Annotated in this window: 10 protein-coding genes and 2 pseudogenes; 7 read left to right on the top strand and 5 right to left on the bottom strand. The window is 55.9% G+C overall.

Annotated elements, in window-relative coordinates:
- Positions 1-7 precede the first annotated feature (7 nt).
- The 5 genes and pseudogenes from ACJY2G_RS15795 to ACJY2G_RS15775 form a co-directional block, all read left to right on the top strand.
- A pseudogene (locus ACJY2G_RS15795) lies at positions 8-5,161 on the top strand (beta strand repeat-containing protein); the annotation flags it as partial.
- A 540-nt stretch (positions 5,162-5,701) separates the two neighbouring features.
- Positions 5,702-7,441 (top strand): annotated as a pseudogene (locus ACJY2G_RS15790) (beta strand repeat-containing protein); the annotation flags it as partial.
- A gap of 105 nt (positions 7,442-7,546) precedes the next feature.
- Positions 7,547-9,733: a type I secretion system permease/ATPase gene (locus ACJY2G_RS15785; RefSeq protein ID WP_430320442.1), complete on the top strand. Its 2,187-nt coding sequence runs from the start codon at positions 7,547-7,549 to the stop codon at positions 9,731-9,733.
- The gene (locus ACJY2G_RS15780; RefSeq protein WP_113877249.1) at positions 9,733-10,908 is read left to right on the top strand and encodes an HlyD family type I secretion periplasmic adaptor subunit; all 1,176 of its coding nucleotides are present in this window, start codon (positions 9,733-9,735) and stop codon (positions 10,906-10,908) included. Before ACJY2G_RS15785 ends, ACJY2G_RS15780 begins: the two co-directional genes overlap by 1 nt.
- Positions 10,909-11,344: 436 nt before the next feature.
- On the top strand, positions 11,345-12,349 hold the full coding sequence (locus ACJY2G_RS15775) for an FKBP-type peptidyl-prolyl cis-trans isomerase N-terminal domain-containing protein (RefSeq protein ID WP_430320441.1): 1,005 nt from the start codon (positions 11,345-11,347) through the stop codon (positions 12,347-12,349).
- Positions 12,350-12,410: 61 nt separating this feature from the next.
- Here the strand turns inward: ACJY2G_RS15775 and ACJY2G_RS15770 are convergent, their stop codons facing one another.
- Positions 12,411-14,111 carry a lysophospholipid acyltransferase family protein gene (locus ACJY2G_RS15770; protein ID WP_120162650.1) on the bottom strand — a complete coding sequence of 567 codons (1,701 nt, stop codon included), beginning with the start codon at positions 14,109-14,111 and terminating at the stop codon, positions 12,411-12,413.
- Positions 14,112-14,308: 197 nt separating this feature from the next.
- Here ACJY2G_RS15770 and ACJY2G_RS15765 point away from each other — a divergent pair, with 197 nt between their 5' ends.
- A complete protein-coding gene (locus ACJY2G_RS15765; RefSeq protein WP_113877242.1) occupies positions 14,309-15,535 on the top strand; it encodes an MFS transporter in 1,227 nt (408 codons plus the stop codon).
- On the opposite strand, the gene ACJY2G_RS15760 is transcribed toward ACJY2G_RS15765, so the two are convergent.
- The 4 genes from ACJY2G_RS15760 to ACJY2G_RS15745 all read right to left on the bottom strand — a co-directional run bounded on the left by ACJY2G_RS15760 (position 15,532) and on the right by ACJY2G_RS15745 (position 20,374).
- Complete coding sequence (locus ACJY2G_RS15760; protein ID WP_113877241.1) at positions 15,532-16,041, bottom strand: GNAT family N-acetyltransferase; 510 nt, start codon at positions 16,039-16,041, stop codon at positions 15,532-15,534. The genes ACJY2G_RS15765 and ACJY2G_RS15760 overlap by 4 nt on opposite strands.
- Positions 16,042-16,384: 343 nt before the next feature.
- Positions 16,385-18,235: a hypothetical protein gene (locus ACJY2G_RS15755; protein WP_430320440.1), complete on the bottom strand. Its 1,851-nt coding sequence runs from the start codon at positions 18,233-18,235 to the stop codon at positions 16,385-16,387.
- Positions 18,236-18,493: 258 nt separating this feature from the next.
- Positions 18,494-19,654, bottom strand: coding sequence for a hypothetical protein (locus ACJY2G_RS15750; RefSeq protein WP_430320439.1), 1,161 nt, complete (start codon positions 19,652-19,654; stop codon positions 18,494-18,496).
- 27 nt (positions 19,655-19,681) lie between these two features.
- Positions 19,682-20,374: a hypothetical protein gene (locus ACJY2G_RS15745; protein ID WP_304485993.1), complete on the bottom strand. Its 693-nt coding sequence runs from the start codon at positions 20,372-20,374 to the stop codon at positions 19,682-19,684.
- Between the two features lie 238 nt (positions 20,375-20,612).
- Here ACJY2G_RS15745 and ACJY2G_RS15740 point away from each other — a divergent pair, with 238 nt between their 5' ends.
- A complete protein-coding gene (locus tag ACJY2G_RS15740; RefSeq protein WP_112289204.1) occupies positions 20,613-21,308 on the top strand; it encodes a pirin family protein in 696 nt (231 codons plus the stop codon).
- The last annotated feature ends 51 nt before the right edge of the window (positions 21,309-21,359 follow it).

Raw genomic sequence — 21,359 nt, 5'->3', positions numbered from 1 at the left:
TGCGAACGTGGTCAGCACGCTGACCGACGGAAGCTATACCGTAACGGCTTCTGTGAAAGATGCCGCAGGCAACGACGGTTCTGTTACACACGACGTCACGGTTGATACCGTTGCGCCGGTTCTGACTATCAATACCGTGGCTGCTGATGACGTGATTAACGCCATCGAGAAAGGCGAAGCCCTGACCGTCAGCGGCACCAGCAATGGCGCGGAAGGCAGCACCGTGACGCTGAACCTCAACGGCCAGAACTACACCGCAACGGTTACTAACGGCGCGTGGACGCTGAACGTTCCGGCATCCGACGTTGCGAAACTCGGCGAAGCGGATTATACCCTGACCGCCAGCAGCACCGACGCGGCAGGTAACACCGGCAGCACCACGCACGATGTTCTGGTCGACAGTTCTCTGCCGTCCGTCAGCATCAGCCCGGTGGCGACAGACAACATCGTCAACGCCACTGAAATCAACGCCGATCAGACCATAAGCGGCAAGGTTACCAACGCGGCGGCGGGCGACACCGTCACCCTTACGCTGGGCGGGAAGACTTACACCACGACCGTTCAGGACGATCTGAGCTGGAGCGTCAGCGTGCCTTCTGCGGATCTGAAAGGGTTCGGCGACGGCGACCTGACTATCAGTGCATCCGTGACCAATCAGCATGGCAACACAGGCAGTGCAGATCGCGAGATCAACATCGACGCCGGTCTGCCGGGTCTGCGCATCAATACGGTGGCGGGCGACGATGTGGTCAACAGCATCGAGATCCAGCAGAACCAGATCGTCAGCGGCACCAGCACCGATATCGCGGCGGGAAGTTCAGTCACCGTGACCATCAACGGCGTCGATTATCAGGCGACCGTTGGCGCGAATGGCGCGTGGTCTGCTGCGGTTCCGGCAGCGGACGTGGCGAACTGGCCAGCGGGTGCGTTGAATATCAGCGTGACCGGCACCGACGTGTCCGGCAACAGCGTAACCATCTCGAACAACGTCACCGTGGATCTGAGCAGCGTGGCAATCACCGTCGATACCATCGCGGTGGACGACATGATCAATGCGGCTGAAAAAGCGGCAGACCTGACGCTGACGGGGTCGACGCAAAATGTCGAAGCCGGTCAGACCGTGACCGTGAATTTTGCGGGTCACACCTATACCGCGACCGTCGGCACCGACGGCAGCTGGAGCGTGAAAGTTCCGGCAGGCGATATGACCAGCCTGAAAGACGGCGACGTCACCGCAACCGCCAGCGTTACCAACGTAGCGGGCAATAGCGCCAGCGCAGCGAATACGGCGGAAGTGGATGCGTCGGCACCGACCATCACCATCAACACCATCGCCGGTGACAACGTGCTGAACAGCGCGGAAGCAGGCGCAGATGTGGTGCTGAGCGGCACGTCTACCGCCGAAGCCGGTCAGGTGGTAACCATCACCCTGAACGGCAACGAGTACACCGCGACCGTCGGCACCGACGGCAGCTGGAGCACTTCAGTTCCGGCGGCGGACGCCTCAGCGCTGACTGACGGCACCTATTCTGTGAACGCGACGGTAAAAGACGTGGCGGGCAACAGCTCTTCTGTCAGCGGTTCCATTCTGGTGGATATCACTGCGCCGATCGTCAGCGTGAATACGGTGGCGGGCGACGATGTGATCAACGCGGCGGAACACTCGCAGGCACAGGTGATTACCGGCGGCAGCACCGGCACCCAGCCGGGCAACCTGGTCACGCTGGTGATTGGCGGAGTCACCTATTCCACGGTGGTGGATGCCAGCGGTAACTGGAGTGTCGGCGTTCCGGCAAGTGTGATTAAGGGGCTGGCCTCCGGCGAGAACACGATTTCTGTCAGCATCACCGACAGTGCGGGGAACACCGGCAGCAGCGATCACCTGATCACCGTGAATGCCAGTGCGGTCAGCCTGAGCATCGACACGATTGCGCAGGACGACATTATCAATGCGGCGGAAAAGGGCACCAGCCTGACGATTTCTGGCGGCAGCGACATGCTGGCGACGGGTACTGAAGTGACTGTGGTGCTGAACGGGAAAAGTTATACCGCAGAAGTCGGCGCGAACGGTGCATGGACGCTGAGCGTTCCGTCAACCGATCTGGCGGCGATTGCGGACGGTAATTACACCGTGAGCGCCAGTGCCAGCGATGCGGCGGGCAATACTGCCAGCACGACGCACAACGTGGTGGTTGATGCTACCGCGCCTGCGCTGCTGATCAATCCGGTCACCGCCGATGGCATGCTGAATGCCGCCGAACTGGGCCAGCCGCTGACGCTCAGCGGCACGTCTACCGCGCAGGCGGGTCAGACGGTCAGCGTGACGCTCAACAATGAAACCTACACCACCACCGTGAATACCAACGGCACCTGGTCGGTGAATGTTCCGGCGGACGACGTGGCAGCCCTGAAAGACGGCACGCTGACGGTCACCGCCAGCACCACCGACGTGGCGGGGAATCCGGCATCTGCCAATACCTCAGTGATTGTCGATACGGTTGCGCCAACGCTGACCATCAGCACCATCGCCGGTGATGACATCATCAACACAACCGAGCAGCTGGCGGGTCAGACCATCAGCGGCACCACGTCGGCGGAAGCGGGACAGATTGTCACCGTGACCTTTAACAATCGCGAATACCACGCCACCGTCACTACCGGCGGCACGTGGAGCGTGAATGTGCCTGCGGCGGATTTCAACGGCGCGGCAGACGGCAGTTATACCGTCACTGCATCCGTGAAAGATGTGGCGGGTAATCCGGCGGCGACAGATTCTTCTGTAAGCCTCAGCGGTGCCGTACCTGAAATCACCATCAACACCTTCGCGCAGGACGATGTGGTCAGCGCGGCGGAACACAGTGGTCCGCTGGCGATCACCGGTACCTCAACCGCAGCGGCCGGTTCGACCGTGACCGTGACCCTGAACGGCGTGACGTACACCACGCAGGTGGCAAACGATCAGACCTGGACGCTGAACCTGAGCGCCAATGCCGTGAACGCGCTGGCGGATGGTGAGAATTACAGCATCACCGCGTCGGTCACCAACAGCATCGGTAACAGCGGTTCGGCCAGCCACGACATTGCGGTCGATACCACCGCGCCATCGATGACCATCAGCATTGATTCGGTCAGCGATGACACCGGTCGCAGCACCAGCGATTTCGTGACCAGCGATAACACCATCACGCTCAAAGGCGCGTTGTCTGCGGCTCTGGGTAACAACGAGTCCGCGCAAATCAGCCTGGATGGCGGGGTGACCTGGACCACGCTGACCGTGACCGGAACCACCTGGAGCTACGCGCAGGGAAGCGCGCTGGCGGATGGCAGTTACACCTATAACGTGCGGGTGATTGACGCGGCGGGTAACGTCGGGTCAACGGCGTCGCAGACGGTGGTGATTGACACCGTGGCACCGGACGCCAGCCAGACCATCAGTATCGATGCGATTTCGCAGGATACCGGCCTGAGCAGCAGCGACTTTATCACCAGCGACACCACCATCAATCTGCGCGGCACGCTCGGTGCGGCGCTGGGGGCGGATGAGTACGCACAAATCAGCCTCGACGGTGGCACGACCTGGAATGACGTCAGTATCAGCGGCCTGACCTGGACGTACATCGACGGGCGCACGCTGACCGACGGGGATTACAACTACCAGATGCGGGTGGTGGATCTGGCCGGTAACGTCGGCGCGACCGCCAGTCAGGTGGTCACGATTGATACTACCGCACCGGACAGCAGCAAAACGGTCAGCGTTGATGCCATCAGCACGGATACCGGCCTGAGCAGCACTGACTTCGTGACCAGCGACACCTCGCTGACCGTCACCGGTTCGCTTGGCGCAACGCTGGCTGCCGATGAAGTGGTGCAGGTGAGTGTCGACGGCGGTCTGACGTGGGCGAACGCGACGACGATCGGCACCGGCTGGACATTTACCGATGGCCGCACGCTGACTGACGGTGATTACACCTACAACGTCCGCGTGGTCGATGCGGCGGGTAACGTCGGCGACGTGACCTCGAAAGTGGTTACCGTCGATACCACTGCGCCGGACAGCAGCAAAACCGTGACCATCGACAGCATCACGACGGACACCGGTTCTTCTGCCAGCGATTTTGTCACCAGCGATACCTCGCTGACGGTCAAAGGGTCAATTGGCGCGGAACTGAGTCCGGGTGAAGTGGTGCAGATCAGTATCGATAACGGCGCAACCTGGACCACCGTGACGCTTCAGGGCAGCACCTGGACTTACGTTGACGGCCGCACGCTGACTGACGGGCAGACGCTGTATCAGGTTCGCGTGGTGGATCAGGCCGGGAACGTCGGTCAGACCGCGCAGCAGGTGGTGACGATTGACACCACCGCGCCGACGCAAGTCATCACCATTGAAGCGATCAGCAATGATACCGGCGATTCCGCCAGTGACTTCATCACCAGCGACAATACGCTGACGATGACCGGTTCACTGAGCGCGGCACTCGCGACCGATGAAAGGGCGCAAATCAGCCTCGACGGCGGTAAAACCTGGTCTGACGTGGTGGTGAACGGTCTGGGCTGGAGCTATGACGCAACCGGCACCGTGCTGGCGGACGGCAATTACAACGTGCAGGTTCGGGTTATCGATCAGGCGGGCAACATCGGCACCATCGGCAGCCAGACCGTGGTTATTGACACGCTGAACCCTGAAGCCGTGGCGACCATCGTTCAGTATTCCGATGACGAAGGCGATCGCACGGGTTCGTTCGGTTCCGGCACGTACACCGATGAAACCGCACCGACGCTGAGCGGCACGCTGAGCAAGGCGCTGGCCGATGGCGAAGTGCTGAAAATCTACCGTAACGGCGTGTATGTCGGCGTCGCCACGGTGGTCGGTCTGGCGTGGACCTTCTCCGATTCAGCGCTGGCGGACGGCACGTATATCTATGTGGCGAAATCGCAGGATCTGGCGGGAAACACCACGTCATCCACTGATTTCACCCTGACGGTAGATACGTCGATTCCGACCACGATTGCCACCGTGACGCCGGAATCCACGCAGGATACGACGCCGATCATCAGCGGTACCTTGTCCGAAGCGCTGGGCGAAGGGATGTATGTGCAGGTGGTGGTGAACGGCGTGACCTACACGTCGGAAACCGGCGGCGCCGTGGTGGTCGATCCGCTGAACAACACCTGGTATCTGCAGGTGCCGGGCGCGCTCGGACTGGCAAGTTATGACGTGACCGCGCAGGTCAGAAGCAGCGCAGGTAACGGTAACGATGCCGGCATCAGCACCAGCGCGATAGTGATTTATGCAGAAACGGCGGTGGACACCAGCTGGGCAACCACTGCGGGTGCCACATCGACCAATGCCATGGCTTTCAGCCTGAACAGCGGCGGTTTGTGGAACATTGTCACCGGTATTTCCGATTACACCAGTTCTGGCCTGAACAGTTATACCGGCACCACGCTGACCAACTCACGCGGCAATATCGTGGTGAGCTACACGCTGGCCGATACCGACCGTAACGGCACGTCAGACATTTATGCAACGGAAACCAACTACGGTGGCTATATTCAGGGCAAATGGACGGCGAATACGGATGGCACTTATACCTACGGGCAGCAGGCGATCGGCACGCTGATCTGGTACGGCGGCGTGATTGCTTACGACAAAACCGGTGACGGCTGGGTTGATCTGGCTTACGGCGATGCGGGCGGTGACTCCCGTACTTATCTGGTCAACAACAATGGCGTGGTGACCCCAGACGGCACCAACGGTGCGGCGGGCCTTGCCGGAGTTTCTTATCGTGAAATCTCCGGTGTGGATATCAATAACGACGGTACCGTGGACATCGTTCAGCACACCAACCGCAACGGCGTGTACGCCCTGACGGTGGTGAACAATAACGGGACCGGCACATTGTCGGAAACGCAGAGCATTGCCAACGTGTTTGTGCCAAATGCCGCAAACACCACCACGGCCGTGTCTATGACCTGGGCGGATTTCAACGGCGACGGCCTGATGGACTTGTACATTTCCTCCGGCCTGAATCCGAACGGAACGTACAACTATGGTGGCGCGATTTACTACAACAGCGGGCAGGGAACGTTGCTGACTACGCCAACGGCGGTGGAAACATCGACCACGAACGCAGCGTCAGCCGGTTATCTGTCAGCCGCTGTGGACTGGGACGGTGACGGTGATATGGACATCATCAAGTTCAGCACCTATTCCGGCAGCCAGACCGCCACGTTGTATCTGAACGACGGCACCGGCAAAGGCTGGACAAACAGCGCGCTGGCGTCATCGCTGGTCAACGTAACGGGGATTGCGACCCTCGATTACGACTGGAACGGGACGCAGGATCTGCTGGTATCGCAGGCCAACGGCAAAGTGGTGTACATCGCTAACAACAGCACTATTGCTGACGGCACGGCGATCCACCTGCGCATTCTCGACGGCGAAGGGATGAACGTGTTCTACGGCAACACCGTGCAGCTTTATAACTCTGCCGGTGAACTGGTGGCCTCACAGATCATCAACGCCCAGTCAGGTATCGGTATTAACGATGCCTCGGCGCTGGTGAATTTCTACGGGCTGGATCCGAATGAAACCTATTCGGCAGTGCTGGTACGCAACATCAACGGCGTGTCATCCAATGCGACCTGGAATGACCTGACCGCAGGCGATGGCACCAGCAGCTACTCGTTAACTGCAGATGCGGCAACCGGCGGTAACAGCGGGACGATCACCGGTACCGGCTACAACGACACGTTTATCGCGGAAAGCGGCACCTATGTGTACAACGGCTCCGGCGGCTGGAGCACCACGTCAGACCATGCGACATGGAGCGCCACCGGCGGTCAGGACATCGTCGATTTCCGCAATGCCACCAGCGGCGTCACGGTGGATCTGAGCAGCAGTAACGCGCAGAACACCGGGTTCAACACGTCAACCTTCAAGGATATCGAGGGAATTGCCGGATCGAACTATGACGATGTGTTCACCGGCAGTGCGGGCGATAACGTGTTCGAAGGGCGCGGCGGCAACGATACCTTCAACTTAGGCAACGGCGGGCACGACACGCTGCTGTACAAGTTGCTGGACAGCGCTGACGCCACCGGCGGTAACGGCTCGGATACCATCAACGGCTTTACGGTCGGCACATGGGAAGGCACGGCGAACTCAGACCGTCTGGATCTGAGCGAACTGTTGCAGTCCGGCGGTTATACCGGCACGGGCTCGGCCAGCTACGTCAATGGCGTGGCGACGCTCGATGCCTCGGCGGGCAACATCACCGATTACCTGTCGGTGACCACAGAAGGCAACAATACCGTCATCAAGGTGGATATGGATGGCAGTGGTTCAGCGCAGTCGATGACGACCATCGCCACGCTGAATAACGTGCATACCGATCTGGCGACGTTGCTGGCGAACCATCAGCTGATTGTCGGTTAATCAGTCGCAGAGCGGAGCAGGGAATTACCCTGTTCCGCTTCTGCGGATGGCCTGTTCATGTTCCGGAATGAGCGTGAAGGAAGAATGAATTAGGGAAGAATGAAGATGAAAAAAGAGACCATGTTAGATAAAGGCTACACCGCCTGGCTGAAAGCCATGCTCGATATCGCGAAACACTACCGTCTGGATTATTCAGAAGAACACGTTAAAGCCACCATCGCGTGGGAAATGGGTTCACCGGCTGACGTCGTGCTTGATGAAATGGCAAAAAAGCTCGGGCTGGGACGCGTGACCCGTGATTTGCATCCGCGTGATTTGGATCCGGTCAGTGTGCCGTTTGTGGTCACGCTCGATAACGGCCGGCTGGGTGTGGTGACACATCTGGACGCCAGCGGCCAGTGCGCCGTGCAATTTACTGAAGATAACGGGCTGGAAACCACCCTGACGTCTGAACAACTTTCCGAGCGGGCGCAGAGCATCACGCTGCTGCGACCGCTGCATACCATTCCTGATGCGCGCGTTGATAACTACATCAAACCGTACAAGAAAAACTGGTTCTGGGATCTGGCACTGAAAGACTGGCGTCGTTACAGCGACATCATGCTGGCGTCGATGATTGCCAACTTGCTGGCGCTGGCGGGCATGCTGTTTTCCATGCAGGTGTATGACCGCGTGGTGCCGTCGCAATCTATCCCGACACTGTGGGTGTTATTTGCCGGTGTGATGCTGGCGATCACCTTTGAATTTGTGATGCGCATGGTGCGCGTGCATATTTCGGATGTGGTGGGTAAGCGCGCTGATTTGCGTATTTCCGACCGCGTTTTTGGCCGCGCGCTGCGCATTAAAAACGGTGCCCGTTCCAAATCCACCGGCTCCTTTATTTCGCAAATCCGCGAGCTGGAATCGGTACGTGAACTGATCACCTCGACCACCATCAGCGTGATGGCCGACCTGCCGTTCTTCCTGCTGTTCACGGTGATTTTGTGGATGATTGGCGGTCCGCTGGTGTTTGTCGTGTTACTGGCGCTGCCGCTGTTGCTGATCCCCGGATTACTGATCCAGAAACCACTGGCGAAACTGGCCAGTGAAGGGATGCGCGAATCGGCGGTGCGTAATGCCTCGCTGGTGGAAGCGGTGGAATCTCTGGAAGACATCAAACTCATGCGCGCCGAACAACGTTTTCAGAACCAGTGGAATCACTGCAATGAAGTGTCGGCGGATATCAGTATGCGTCAGCGTTTTCTGACCAGCATGCTGATGACCTGGACGCAGGAAGTGCAGTCCATCGTCTACGCCGTGGTGCTGCTGGTCGGGTGTTATCTGGTGATGAGCGGCGATATGACCACCGGTGCGCTGGTCGGCACCACGATTCTGGCTTCGCGTACCATTGCGCCGCTGGCGCAGATTTCCGGTGTGCTTTCCCGCTGGCAGCAGGCGAAAGTTGCGCGTAAAGGGCTGGATGAACTGATGCAGCGCCCGATTGATCAGGAAGACGGTCAGAAGATGGTCCACAAGGCGCAAATCACCGGCGACTACGCGCTGCATGACGCGGTGTTTTATTACGATGAGGAAGAGAAAGTCGCCAATCTGACCGTTGCAAAACTGCACATCAAACCGGGTGAGAAAATCGCCGTGCTGGGCAAAAACGGGGCGGGCAAATCGACGCTGTTGCAGGTGCTGGCGGGTATGCAGCAGGTTCAGCAAGGGCAGGTGGTGCTCGATAACGTCAATATTAAACAGATTGATCCGGCGGATTTACGCCGTGACGTCGCGCTGCATAACCAGAATGCCAGCCTGTTCTTCGGGTCGGTGCGCGACAACATCACTATGGGACGCCCGCAGGCCACCGATGAAGAAATTCATCAGGCGCTGGTTATCAGCGGTGCGCTGACGTTTGTGCAGCAAAAAGAGAACGGCCTGAATTTCCTCATTCATGAAGGCGGTGTCGGACTTTCGGGCGGTCAGCGTCAGGCACTGTTGCTGGCGCGTAATATCATCACCCAGCCGCAGGTTCTGTTGCTCGATGAACCGACCGCATGGCTGGATGAGATTTCTGAATGGAATCTGATCAATCAGCTCTCCGGCTGGGCAAAAGACAAAACGCTGGTCGTCGCCACGCACCGTCTGGCGCTGTTACAGCTGGTGGATCGCATCATCGTCATGGATAACGGGCGCATTTCTCTCGACGGCAACAAAGACGAAATCCTCAACAAGCATTTCAGGCAAAAAGGACAGGCACCGGCAGCGGCGCAACAGCCCGTGAAACCGCCGGTTAAACAGGAGGCATCATGATGAACGGACGCACATCATTCCAGCGCCAGCAGGCAGAAAAAGCGCTGCCACGCTCCACCCTTCTGGTGTGGGCCTTATCGCTGATGCTGCTGTGTTTTTTCCTGTGGGCGAATTTCTACACCCTGGATGAAGTCACCACCGGCACCGGTAAAGTCATTCCTTCTTCTCACGAGCAGATCGTGCAGTCGCTGGAAGGCGGGATTGTTCACAGCATCGACGTGCAGGAAGGTGAAGTGGTGGAACGCGGGCAGCGTCTGGCGCAGCTCGACCGGACCAAAACCGAATCCGGCGTCCAGGAAAGCGTGGCGCGTTTACATGCCGCGCTGGCGACGGCGGCGCGTTTGACGGCGCAGATCAACAACACGCCGCTGGTGTTCCCGCAAGAGCTGGATGACGAGCCGGAGCTGGTGAAATCGGAAACTGAACTGTATAACTCCAGCCGCAACAGTCTGGAAAAGCAGTTAACAGGCCTGAAACAGGGCGTGACCCTGATCCGTCGTGAGCTGTCGATGACCGTGCCGCTGGTCAAACAGGGCGCGGCCAGTGACGTGGAAGTGCTGCGTCTGCAACGCCAGATTAATGAAATGGAAAGTAAGGCGACCGATCTCGAAACGCAGTATCACGTGCGCGCCGGTGAAGAGCTGGCAAAAGCCAACGCTGAGATTGAAGCGCAGCGCTCGGTGATTTTAGGGCGTAAAGATTCACTGAATCGTCTGGAATTCTTCTCGCCGGTCAAAGGGATTGTGAAGAATATCGACGTCAATACCGTCGGAGGCGTAATCCCGCCGAATGGCAAGCTGATGACGCTGGTTCCGATCGACGATCAGATGCTGGTGGAAGCGCAGATTTCCCCGCGCGATGTGGCATTTATTCATCCGGGGCAAAAAGCCAAAGTGAAGATTACCGCCTATGACTATTCTATCTACGGCAGTTTCGACGGCGAAGTGACCACCATTTCTCCGGACACGATCCAGGATGAAGTCCGCCGTGATGTTTACTATTACCGGGTGAATATCAAAACCAGCGCTAATTATCTGGAAAATAAACACCACGAGAAGTTTTATATTTTCCCCGGCATGATCGCGACGGTAGATATCAAAACCGGCAACAAAAGCATTCTTGATTATCTGCTGAAGCCGCTCAACAAAATGAACGAAGCGCTCAGGGAGCGTTAATCTTCCTTCCCGCCTTCTGAAAAACTGCAGCCTGAGTGCTGCAGTTTTTTTTCATTACTGCGCCATTTCAGCTTCGGCAAGAAACATAAAAACGCGGTCGTCGTTTTACAAAATCCTTTCAACGGGCGTAATTACATGGGTCATGATCTGCTGCTGAAAATGGCGATGGCTGATGATTATCGTGAAAAATGCGCAGGGCGGGAAAATTCCTATAAATAGAAATGAGATCCTGACGGTTAATAATGTTTAACGCAGATAAATCATTGCGTTGGTTTATTTTTATATTAAGATTTACATATTAAATACTTTTTATTTTCAATGTTAAATATAGAATGCCGCCACGTAATTTTAAAATATCAGATCCTGAAGATTATTGTATGACAAGTGTTATGCAATATTATCCGTTTTGTAAAACTTAACTCTTTCAAGGAACCTTATGTCCCTCTCCCGCAAAAAAGGAATTTACCTGTTCAGTGCCCTGATGATGTCAGGAATGACGCTATCTGCCAGCGCAACTGAACCGGCCGCGGCGCCAGTGACGCCATCAGTGACGCCATCAGCGACGGCACCGGTTGTGGCTCCTGCTCCGGCACCCACACCCGCCGTAGATCCTGCATCAGCACCTGTTCCCGCACCAGAACAGACGCCTGAGCCAGTAACCACCAAAGCACCGGCTGCTGAAACAACGTTGCCAACCACTCCGGCAGACACCACGCCTCCGGCACCGGAACCGGCAAAAAATGTCATCCCGGAAGAGGTCACCGCTGAAAGCATTAACGCCGCCGGAATAGCCCCTGCACCGGCGCAGATGCCCGACAGTGAAGAGCAGAAGCGTGCGTATGCCAGCGGTGTCATGCTGGCGCACTTTATCGAAGAGCAGCTCGCTAACCAGAAAAGCCTGCATATCACGCTGAACAAAAATATCCTGCTGGCGGGTATCGCCGATACGTTCGCCCATCAGGGGAAAATGACCGACGAAGATATCCGGGCGACGATGTCCGCGTTTGATGAGCAGGTTAAAGTGCTGACGCAGGCGCAAAACGAGAAGAAACAGGCGGAAGATAAGGCCTACGTTGATGCGTTTGCCAAACGTGAAGGCGTCAAAAAGACCAGGCAGGGTCTGCTGTATTTCATTGACAATAAAGGGGAAGGCGCTGCGCTGAAAGACACCGATACCGTACAGGTGAACTACAAAGGGGTGCTGGTCGATGGCACGGTAGTGGACGCGCCGAAAATCGATAATGCCTACGAGGTTTTCCGCGTGGCCACTATGCCGCCGGTGCTGCGCGACAGTGTGAAACTGATCCGCAAAGGGGGACAGATTACCGTGGTGATCCCACCGGCGACGCTGGAAAAAACCAAAGACGCCAGGGGTGAATCGCCGCTGAATAACGTCGTGATTTACACCATTTCCGTGGTTGATGTGAATCAGTCTAAATAAAATTTTCGTTCTTTAAGCAACGGGACCCGCAGGCCCCGTTGCTGGTGTTCAGCCAGCAGAATCAGTGATGCACAGCAATATACCGTTCGTACTTCGCCGGTTTTAGCTGGCTGAGATCCACCAGCACCAGACCATCAATACAGTTGTTGAATTCCGGATCACTGCCGAAATCAATGAACTGCACGCCGCCGCTTTCACATAGTTCTGAATACTGCTTATACAGCGCCGGAATACTGCATCCGAGATTGGTCAGTAAGCGCTTCAGACGTAGCAAATCTTCCTGATAATCGTCGCCGCAAAACTGTGCCAGCACATCGGGCAGCGAAGCCGGATACGGGCGGCGCGAAGTTGCCAGCGGTAACGCCGGTGCGAAATACAAACGATAAAATGCCACCAGCAAATCGCGTGCAGGCAGCGGCATGCCGCCGGAAATCGACACCGGACCAAACAGATAACGCGTCTGCGGATATTTCGCCAGATACGCGCCAATGCCAAGCCACAGGTAATCCAGCCCGCGTTTGCCCCAGTAAGCGGGCTGAATAAAGCTGCGTCCGAGTTCGATGCCCTGCGCCAGAATCGGGTCCATCTGATGGCCGTACTGGAACAGACTCTGACTGTAAATTCCGTTCAGTCCTTTGCTGGCGACCTGATCGGCGGTCGGGATAAACCGGTAAGCGCCGACGATTTCCAGCGCCTGCGGATCCCATAAGACCAGATGATAATAATCGTCGTCGTAGCCATCGAGATCACGGCGGCGACCGCTGCCTTCACCGACGGCGCGGAATGCAATTTCCCGCAGACGCCCCAGCTCGCGCAGAACGGGGACGTAATCCTCGCCGTGACGACGATAGAGATAAATCATTTTGCCGTCCGGCGTTTTGCCCAGCACTTCACTGGCTTCCAGCGCGTGTTTCAGTACGGCGCGATCTTCCGCACGGGCAATTGAGGTTTCAGTGTGGAACAGCCCCGGTTTGCCTGCGCCGAGGCGGTAAAGATGTTTACGAAAACGCGCCGCCAGATCGCCCGCCTGCATTTGTCCGTCGTGCCAGCTGGAATACGGAATGCGTGCGCCGATTTTCAGCGTCAGACTGTTGCCGCGCTGGCCGAACATTTCATGCACCAGCAACAGCGTACTGAGCGGGCGGTAAATCATCGACGTAAGATAAAACAGCGCGCTGTTGCTGCCGCTGATATGTACCGGGACCACCGGCGCACGGGCTTTGGCGGCCAGACGGATAAAACCGGTGTGCCATTTGCCGTCGCGCACGCCTTTGGAACTCATGCGGGAGACTTCACCCGCCGGGAACACAATCAGCACGCCCTGATTTTCCAGATGTTCCTGCATCTGTGTCACCTGATTGCGCCGCGTGCGGTTGCCCATATTGTCCACCGGGATCATCAGGCTGCCGAGCGAGGACACCAGCGACAACAGCTGATTCGCCACCACTTTGACATCCGGACGCACCGACGCCACCGCGTGCAGCAGCGCCAGACCGTCGAGCGTACCAATCGGATGGTTGGCGACAATCACCACCGGGCCGTAACTCGGGATTTGCTCGCGGTCACGTTCCGTCAGTTCACAGCGAATAGTAAAATGCTCCAGCACCTGCTCGGCCATATCAATCCCTTTCAGGTGCTGATACTGACCGGCAAAGCGGTGAAATTCTTTTTCGCGGAATAAGATTTTTAACAGACGGCGTTGCCAGGAAGGGGTTTTGTGCTGCGGGTCGAGATCCTGAAACAGGGTATCCATGCTGAACATAGGATGTCCTCCGGTTGAAGTCTCCCGACCATAATCAGGGCGCATGACAGTGATGTGTCACTTTGATGGCAGTACGGGGAAGCGTGAATAAAACAGCGGTTCAATTTGTTGCGAAAGTCATCAATTGCTAATAAAGTCAAAGACTCATTTACGGCTTCGCAACATGCCTGAACCTTCTTCGTGAGACACGAATTTCCATGCCTGAACCTGCTTCGCCCGACCTTGCTGCGGTCAGCCCGTCTAAGACCACGCTGCGAATTCTCTCCATTCTGGTGTTCAACTTTGCCAACTATCTGACCATCGGCCTGCCGCTGGCGATTTTGCCGGGTTACGTCCACGAACATCTTGGTTACAGCGCGTTCTGGGCCGGGCTGGTGATCAGCCTGCAATATTTCGCCACGCTGCTGAGCCGTCCGTATGCCGGGCGTTATGCCGATAAAATCGGGCCGAAGAGGGTGGTGATGTTCGGGCTGAGCGGTTGTCTGCTCAGCGGCGTGTTTTATCTGCTGGCGCTGGGATTTGATGCGTCACCGGCGGTCAGCCTGGCGTTGTTGTGTGCCGGAAGGATATTACTGGGCGCAGGGCAAAGTTTTGCCGGAACCGGCTCAACGCTGTGGGGCATCAGCGTGGTAGGTTCGCTGCATATCGGCAAAGTGATTTCGTGGAGCGGCGTGGTGACGTATGGCGCGATGGCCATTGGCGCACCGCTCGGCGTGCTGATTTTTAGTCTCGGCGGCCTGACGCTGCTGTCGGCCTGCATCATTCTGGTGGCGCTGGCGGCGTTAATCACCGCATGGCGCAAACCGCCGGTAACCGGCACTGCGTCTGCGCAAATTCCGTTCCGTCAGGTGCTGGGCAAAATTCTGCCGTACGGCATGATGCTGGCGCTGGCGTCCACCGGCTTTGGTGTGATCGCCACCTTCATCACCCTGTTTTACGCCGCCAAAGGCTGGTCGGGCGCGGCGTTCTCGCTGACTTTCTTCAGCGTGGCGTTTGTCGGCATGCGGTTGTTACTGCCCAACAGCATTACGCGTTTTGGCGGATTGCAGGTGGCGCTGGCCTGTTTTGTGGTGGAAATCGCCGGGCTGATGATGGTGTTTTTCGCCCCGACCGCGTGGGCTGCGATGGCCGGTGCGTTTATTACCGGCGTGGGATTCTCGCTGGTGTATCCGGCGCTGGGCGTGGTGGCGGTGAAGAAATTGCCGCAGGAAAATCAGGGCAGCGCGCTGGCGACCTATTCGGCGTTTCTGGATTTATCTCTGGGAATTACCGGCCCGCTGGCCGGTGTGCTGATGGCGCAGGCCGGGATTGATGCGATCTATCCCGGCTCGGCTTTGCTGGTGTTTATCGCGATGGCGCTGGGTCTGCGGTTGCTGTTACGTCAGCCCTCGCCGGAAACCAGCGCCTCTGTCAGTACCGATTAAACCGCCTGCCGGAGGCCTCGGATGCGCCCCATATGCAGCGTATCCACCAGCTCGCCGTCACGCAGGGCGTAGCACGGGCTGAGGCCTTCAACGCTGAAACCGAACTTTTTGTACAGCCCGATAGCAGCCTCGTTATCGGCATAGACCGTCAGTTCGACGCGGGTCACGTGCAGCCATTTGTCGCATAACTCAAGGGCAGCTTCGATAAGCTTGCTGCCGACGCCTCGCCCCTGAAATTGCGTATCCACACCAATCCCGAACGTTGCCACATGGCGGCGTCGCCACGGCTGCTCGACCATTAAGGTCAGATTGCCGACCAGTTTACCGTCGATGCACGCCACCAGCGCGAACCGGCCGGGCGCGGCATTAGCAAGCCGGTCTTCCCAGAGCGTGGCGGGCGGATAAGGTAGTTGTAGTGTGTCGCTGTAAACAGGAACCTGAGCGTATAGGTGCTGAAGCGCCTCTGCATCTGCGGCTTCAGCGTGACGAATGACTATTTCGCTCATGGCGACACTCCTCTTTTTGTGGTTACTGTTTGAATATCCTCTACATTTATCAGGAATAGGAAAACTGTCAATTGAATGTTTGGTGAAAAAAAATGCTTTACAAGTGCGAATGATAATGATTATTATTGCCATGCGTTCCGGGGATGGCCTCACACCAAGGTCAAACGGGTCCCCATGAATGCACGACATTGCTCACATTGCTTCCAGTATTACTTAGCCAGCCTTATGCTGGCTTTTTTTTTCTTCATATTTTGAGCTGTGGATGCGTTGGCTGCGCTCGCTTGCGCGTTGCTGCGACTCAAACTATCTCGAAAAACTCCTTAGTTCCTCAGGCTATTAGCCGTCAGGCAAGGATCATATTCTGCTGCCATATCACCCGATCTCCGGCGGGTGGTTGGGCGATGACGGTGCTGCCGGATAAGCGGTTATTGAGGAACATCAGTGAGCTGGCCGGTTGTGCAGTGACGTCGGTGAAATCGAACGTTGCCTGCGTCAGGGTTGAGGAAAGAATATCGATTTGCTTTGGCGCAGTGCCGGAAAGCGTGAAGCCGACCTGATTAAATTGCGAAGCCTGAACCGACAGCGTGGAAGATTTCAGGATCACCGGGGCAGACTGTGTGGCGGCGTTAAACGTGCAGCGCACAAAATTTACAGGCGCGGTGCTGTCGAATGCGTGTCCGCTAATAGCGTTGAACACCGTATCGGTAAAGGTAATAGCAGCCGTCACGTTGTTTCGCACCACCGGCGCACCGTCTTCCAGAAATGAAAACTGGCACTGACGAATGACGTTCGGGCGCGCAGCGCGTTGCGAGGCCTGACTGATAATCAGCGTGCCATCGGCGGTGCAGCCGGTCATCTGCAAACCGTCGGCATTGACCCACAACATCCCGGACTGCGGGATGGCCTCGTTGGTGATCACCACCAGATCTTCCAGTGTCAGTTCACTCACGCCGGAGCGGGCGACAAACCACGGGCAGACGTGCTTACGCACATTGATACGTTTGGCGCTGCCTCCCCAGGTGACGCCGGAATTGGCAAAGGTCATCAGGCCGGAATTACCGGTATAAGTGAGATCGTGTTCGTACTGACCGTGGGTGACGAACGGGCCTTTTTCCGCGCTTTGTCCGCTGGCATGACAATTCTCGACCAGGCAATACGCCGACGCCGTGAAATCATTTAAATGCCGTGCATTTGCTACGCTGCAATCACTGACATGGCCGTACAGACAATAGATTTGCTGTGTCAGATATCCGGCACCGCCAAAGGCCGTATTCGGCGGATTGATGAGAGAGCATTGCTGCGTCAGATAATGGGTATTCCAGCGGCGCATCACCACCGGCCAGAAAGAACCCGTTGAGTGGATCCCCTTCACGTTGGCATATACCGCGTATTCAAACGCCACCGGATGACTGCCGGTGATCTGATCATCTCCCGCCCCGGAGAACTGCATATTTTTAACAGTAACGAATTCAACTGGCTCGACTTTTTGCCAGCTGATCACCCTGCCAGCCAGAAGTTCCCAGCCGTTGTAATAGCCAATCTGGATATGTGTGCTGTCAGGAATAGCGATGATTTCCACCAGCTTTTGCAGCTCGCGTTCCGCCGCGCCTTTCACCGGCGTAACCTCCACCGCGTACCAGTCGCCCACGCTGAACAGTGATGAATCGGCAACAGGGAAGATATCGGTCTGTTCCTGCAACGTTTCTGTCAGCGTGAAGGTGACAGGCGTGCCGGTGACAGTGCCCTGGAAAAACAGCACGGCGGCAAACGGGTCATTGACCGGTGCGCTGGCAATGCCGGTGGTGAAAACGCGGTTGTTCTGGAAATCCAGGGTGATGTCAGAACGTGTGAAATGATGGCGGCGCTGAAAGAGCAAATCCGTAAACGCCAGAATCTGGCTGATTTGCGGATCATTCACTAACGCATCCAGCGCATCGTCAGCGGGTTGATCAGCATTAAGAATGCCGAAAGTGCGGAAATCGCCCACGCCCTGATGGATCAGACGCCAGCGGCCATTGGCCGAATGGTCAGAACTGATCACTGTGCCGTTATTGGCGGGCAGAACGCAGTTTTTGTCCCAGTGATAATGACCGCCGCCGCCGTCACCGGCCTGAAAATAACCATTAACGAAGACATTATGATCCAGACGTATTTTATGATTCTTCAGTGCGGATACAGAATTGAACGTTTTCATGGAGGATTCCTTATGAGGCTCAGGGGTGAGCCACTTTATTTTGTTATACCTCCGTGTTTTCAACCACAATATGCGGCCCTGTACTGGCTGGCACAACAGAGGTGGTATTTATCAGGATGTTATTCTGTTCGATAAAATAAGAGGGGCGGGAGAATGCCTTATCTGAAAATAACCGTCTGCCGTGCGTGAATGTCACGTGATGTGCCTGATAATGATTAATACCGCTGGCGACCTCAATATGAAGCTGCTCGTCACCCGTCACTTCAGTTTGCAATGGCCTAGCCGCCAGGTCACGGGATGGTCGCCGGTGCGCGAAAGTAAAGGCCGGGACATGTGATCGCCGGCCAGCGTGGAATCGCCATTAATCACGATTTTCTGCGGTCCATCTGCGGTTAAAATAAGGGAAACATTTTCAAGACGGCAGGCGTTAAAGTTAATTTCTTTATTTTTAATTAACAGCGAAACATCTTTGTCCGTTCCTTTGAACTGGCAATGGGAAAAATAGACCAATGAACGACCATTAATGGAATTACGGGCTTCAGCCGCCGCATGAGAAACAATAAACGGATCGTCCGGTGCCAGATTACTGATCGTGGAATCATGACGCGGATCCAGCACAAATCCGCAGTTTTCAAACACGTTCATTTTGATACTGCGCCGGCTGTTTTGCAGTAATGTCAGCTCTCCGCTGACACTGCAGTTTTGCACCGTCAGGCCGTCACAGTTGAGGCGCAATATACCGAGATTATCCTGTTCCGCATTCCGGTGAATGCAGACATCCGTTAAGGTCAGATCCGTGACATGCGTGTCTGCGGTCAGCATGGAACAGCGGTGTTGGTTGATGACAATCCGTGCTGCCGACTGGCCCCAGGCTTTGCCGGAATTGGCCAGCGTCAGGATGCCGGAGTTGGCCGTGAAGTGCAGATCATGTTCATACTGACCGTGTGTCACGAAAGCACCGGAACTGTCACCGTTGCTGTGACAGTTCTTTACCACGCAGGAAGAGCTGGCGGTCAGATCGTTAAGATGTCGGGCATTAGACGTTGTACAGTCGCTAATCACGCCATACTGGCAGTAAATTTGTTGGGTCAGATACCCTGCGCCACCCCAGGAAACCGAAGGCGGGTTGGTCAGCGAACAGTGTTCTGTGCGAAAGAAGGTATTCCAGCGGCGGAAAATAACCGACCAGAAGGTGCCCTGCGCGTGAACGTTAATGACATCGCAATAAATGGCATATACCAGCGCGACGGGCTGGGAACTGTTATTAGCCAGCTGCCCCTCTTCGACATATTGCATATTCCGGATACAGACATTTTCAACCGGCGTGACTTTTCGCCAGTGCAGATGACTTTGTTCCTCCAGCACCCAGCCGCTTCTGTAATTAAGCCGGATATGTGTTTCATCAATCTGTTCTGTCACCTGCACCAGCCGTTGTATTTTTCGCTCTCAGTGGCCGGTTAGCCTGGCCGATTCCAGGCAATACCACTGGCCGACAGGATATAAGTCGCTGTCCTCTACCGGATAGATTTCTGATAATAAAGGCAAAGGCTCCCGGAGAACGGATACAGTGGTTTGCTCTTCAGCCAGACCTGTGAAAGAAAAAATAGCGGCAAGATAATTATTTTTGGGGTCAGCCAGTATTTCCAGCCCCGACGCTGTCACTGTGTGGTTATTAAAATCAAGGGTGATATTCGAGCGATTAAAGCGGTGGCGTGACATGAAGTTCAGCGAGGTATGGGCTTCAATCCGGTGAATAAGCGGATCATTGACCATCGCATTCAGTGCCGCATCTGCCGCGTTCTGTCCGTTAAATATGCCGAACTGGCGAAAGTCCATGACGCCGTTATGTAATTGCAGCCAGCGGCCTTTAGCAGATTTAAGCGAAGAAATGACGGTGCCCTGATTGGCTGTCTTCTCGCTACCTGCATCCCAGTAAACCAGCTTTGGCGCGCCATCCCCGGCAAAGTGATATCCCAACACCACGGCGCAGGTCCGGTCAGCAGGCGCAGAGAAGTTTCTTAACGCCATAATGTTGCTCGCGCTAATTATATTATCCGAATTAATTTCAACGGATTTAAATAATCCGGCCGAGACGACCCCACCGGTTATTCCCGCGATCAACTCGCGGCGGTTAATCATGATAATTCCCGGAAAACAGACGTCACATCAGCGTTCCTGAATATGTTCAATATTTGAGTATTGTACTGATGAGTCATTAAGCAACTTACGGGAGAACAATTTGCCTTAATTTTCTTCAAATCCTTTGGAATCCGTTGCCTGCAATTGTTCATATTTTTTGAACAGAGGAGTGAAGTTTTTACGCTTTCTTATTCTCAGCCGTTGACTAGACTAGAGAAAACATTGAGGAGAGTTGAACATGATCTACTTACGTAAAGCACAAGAACGCGGTCACGCAAGTCACGGCTGGCTGGAAAGCTGGCATACCTTCTCTTTTGCCGATTATTACGATGCGAACTTTATGGGATTCTCCGCGCTGCGGGTAATCAATGAAGATTTCATCGATGCGGGGCAGGGTTTTGGTAAGCATCCGCATAAAGACATGGAAATTCTGACCTACGTGCTCGACGGCACCGTGGAACACCAGGACAGCATGGGCAATAAAGAACAAATCCAGGCCGGTGAGTTCCAGATAATGAGCGCCGGTACCGGTGTGACGCATTCCGAATACAACGGTAACAGCGACCGTAAACTGCACCTGTATCAGATCTGGATTATTCCAAATCAGAAAGGGCTGGAACCGCGTTATGAACAACGCATGTTCGATGCGCCGCAGGGTCGCCAGCTGGTGCTTTCTCCGGATGCCCGTGAAGGTTCGCTGAAAGTCTTCCAGGATATGGAATTGTCCCGCTGGGCGCTGAAAAAAGACGAACAGTCTGTTTATCAGATTCAGGCTGAACGCCGCGTGTGGATCCAGGTGGTGAAAGGCACGGTTTCCGTTAACGGCCAGAAAGCCGGGGCGAGCGATGCGCTGGCGATCTGGGATGAAACGGCGCTGTCGGTTCACGCAGACGAAGACAGTGAAATCCTGCTGTTTGACCTGCCGCCGGTCTGATAACAGGCAAGTCAAAAGCGTAAGGCGATGCAATGGCATCGCCTTTTTTGC

Source organism: Rahnella sp. ATs2, from assembly GCF_051851855.1.
GTDB lineage: Bacteria > Pseudomonadota > Gammaproteobacteria > Enterobacterales > Enterobacteriaceae > Rahnella > Rahnella variigena.
The sequence above is the reverse complement of the archived record's forward strand: the minus strand, read 5'-3'. Positions and strand labels throughout refer to the sequence as shown.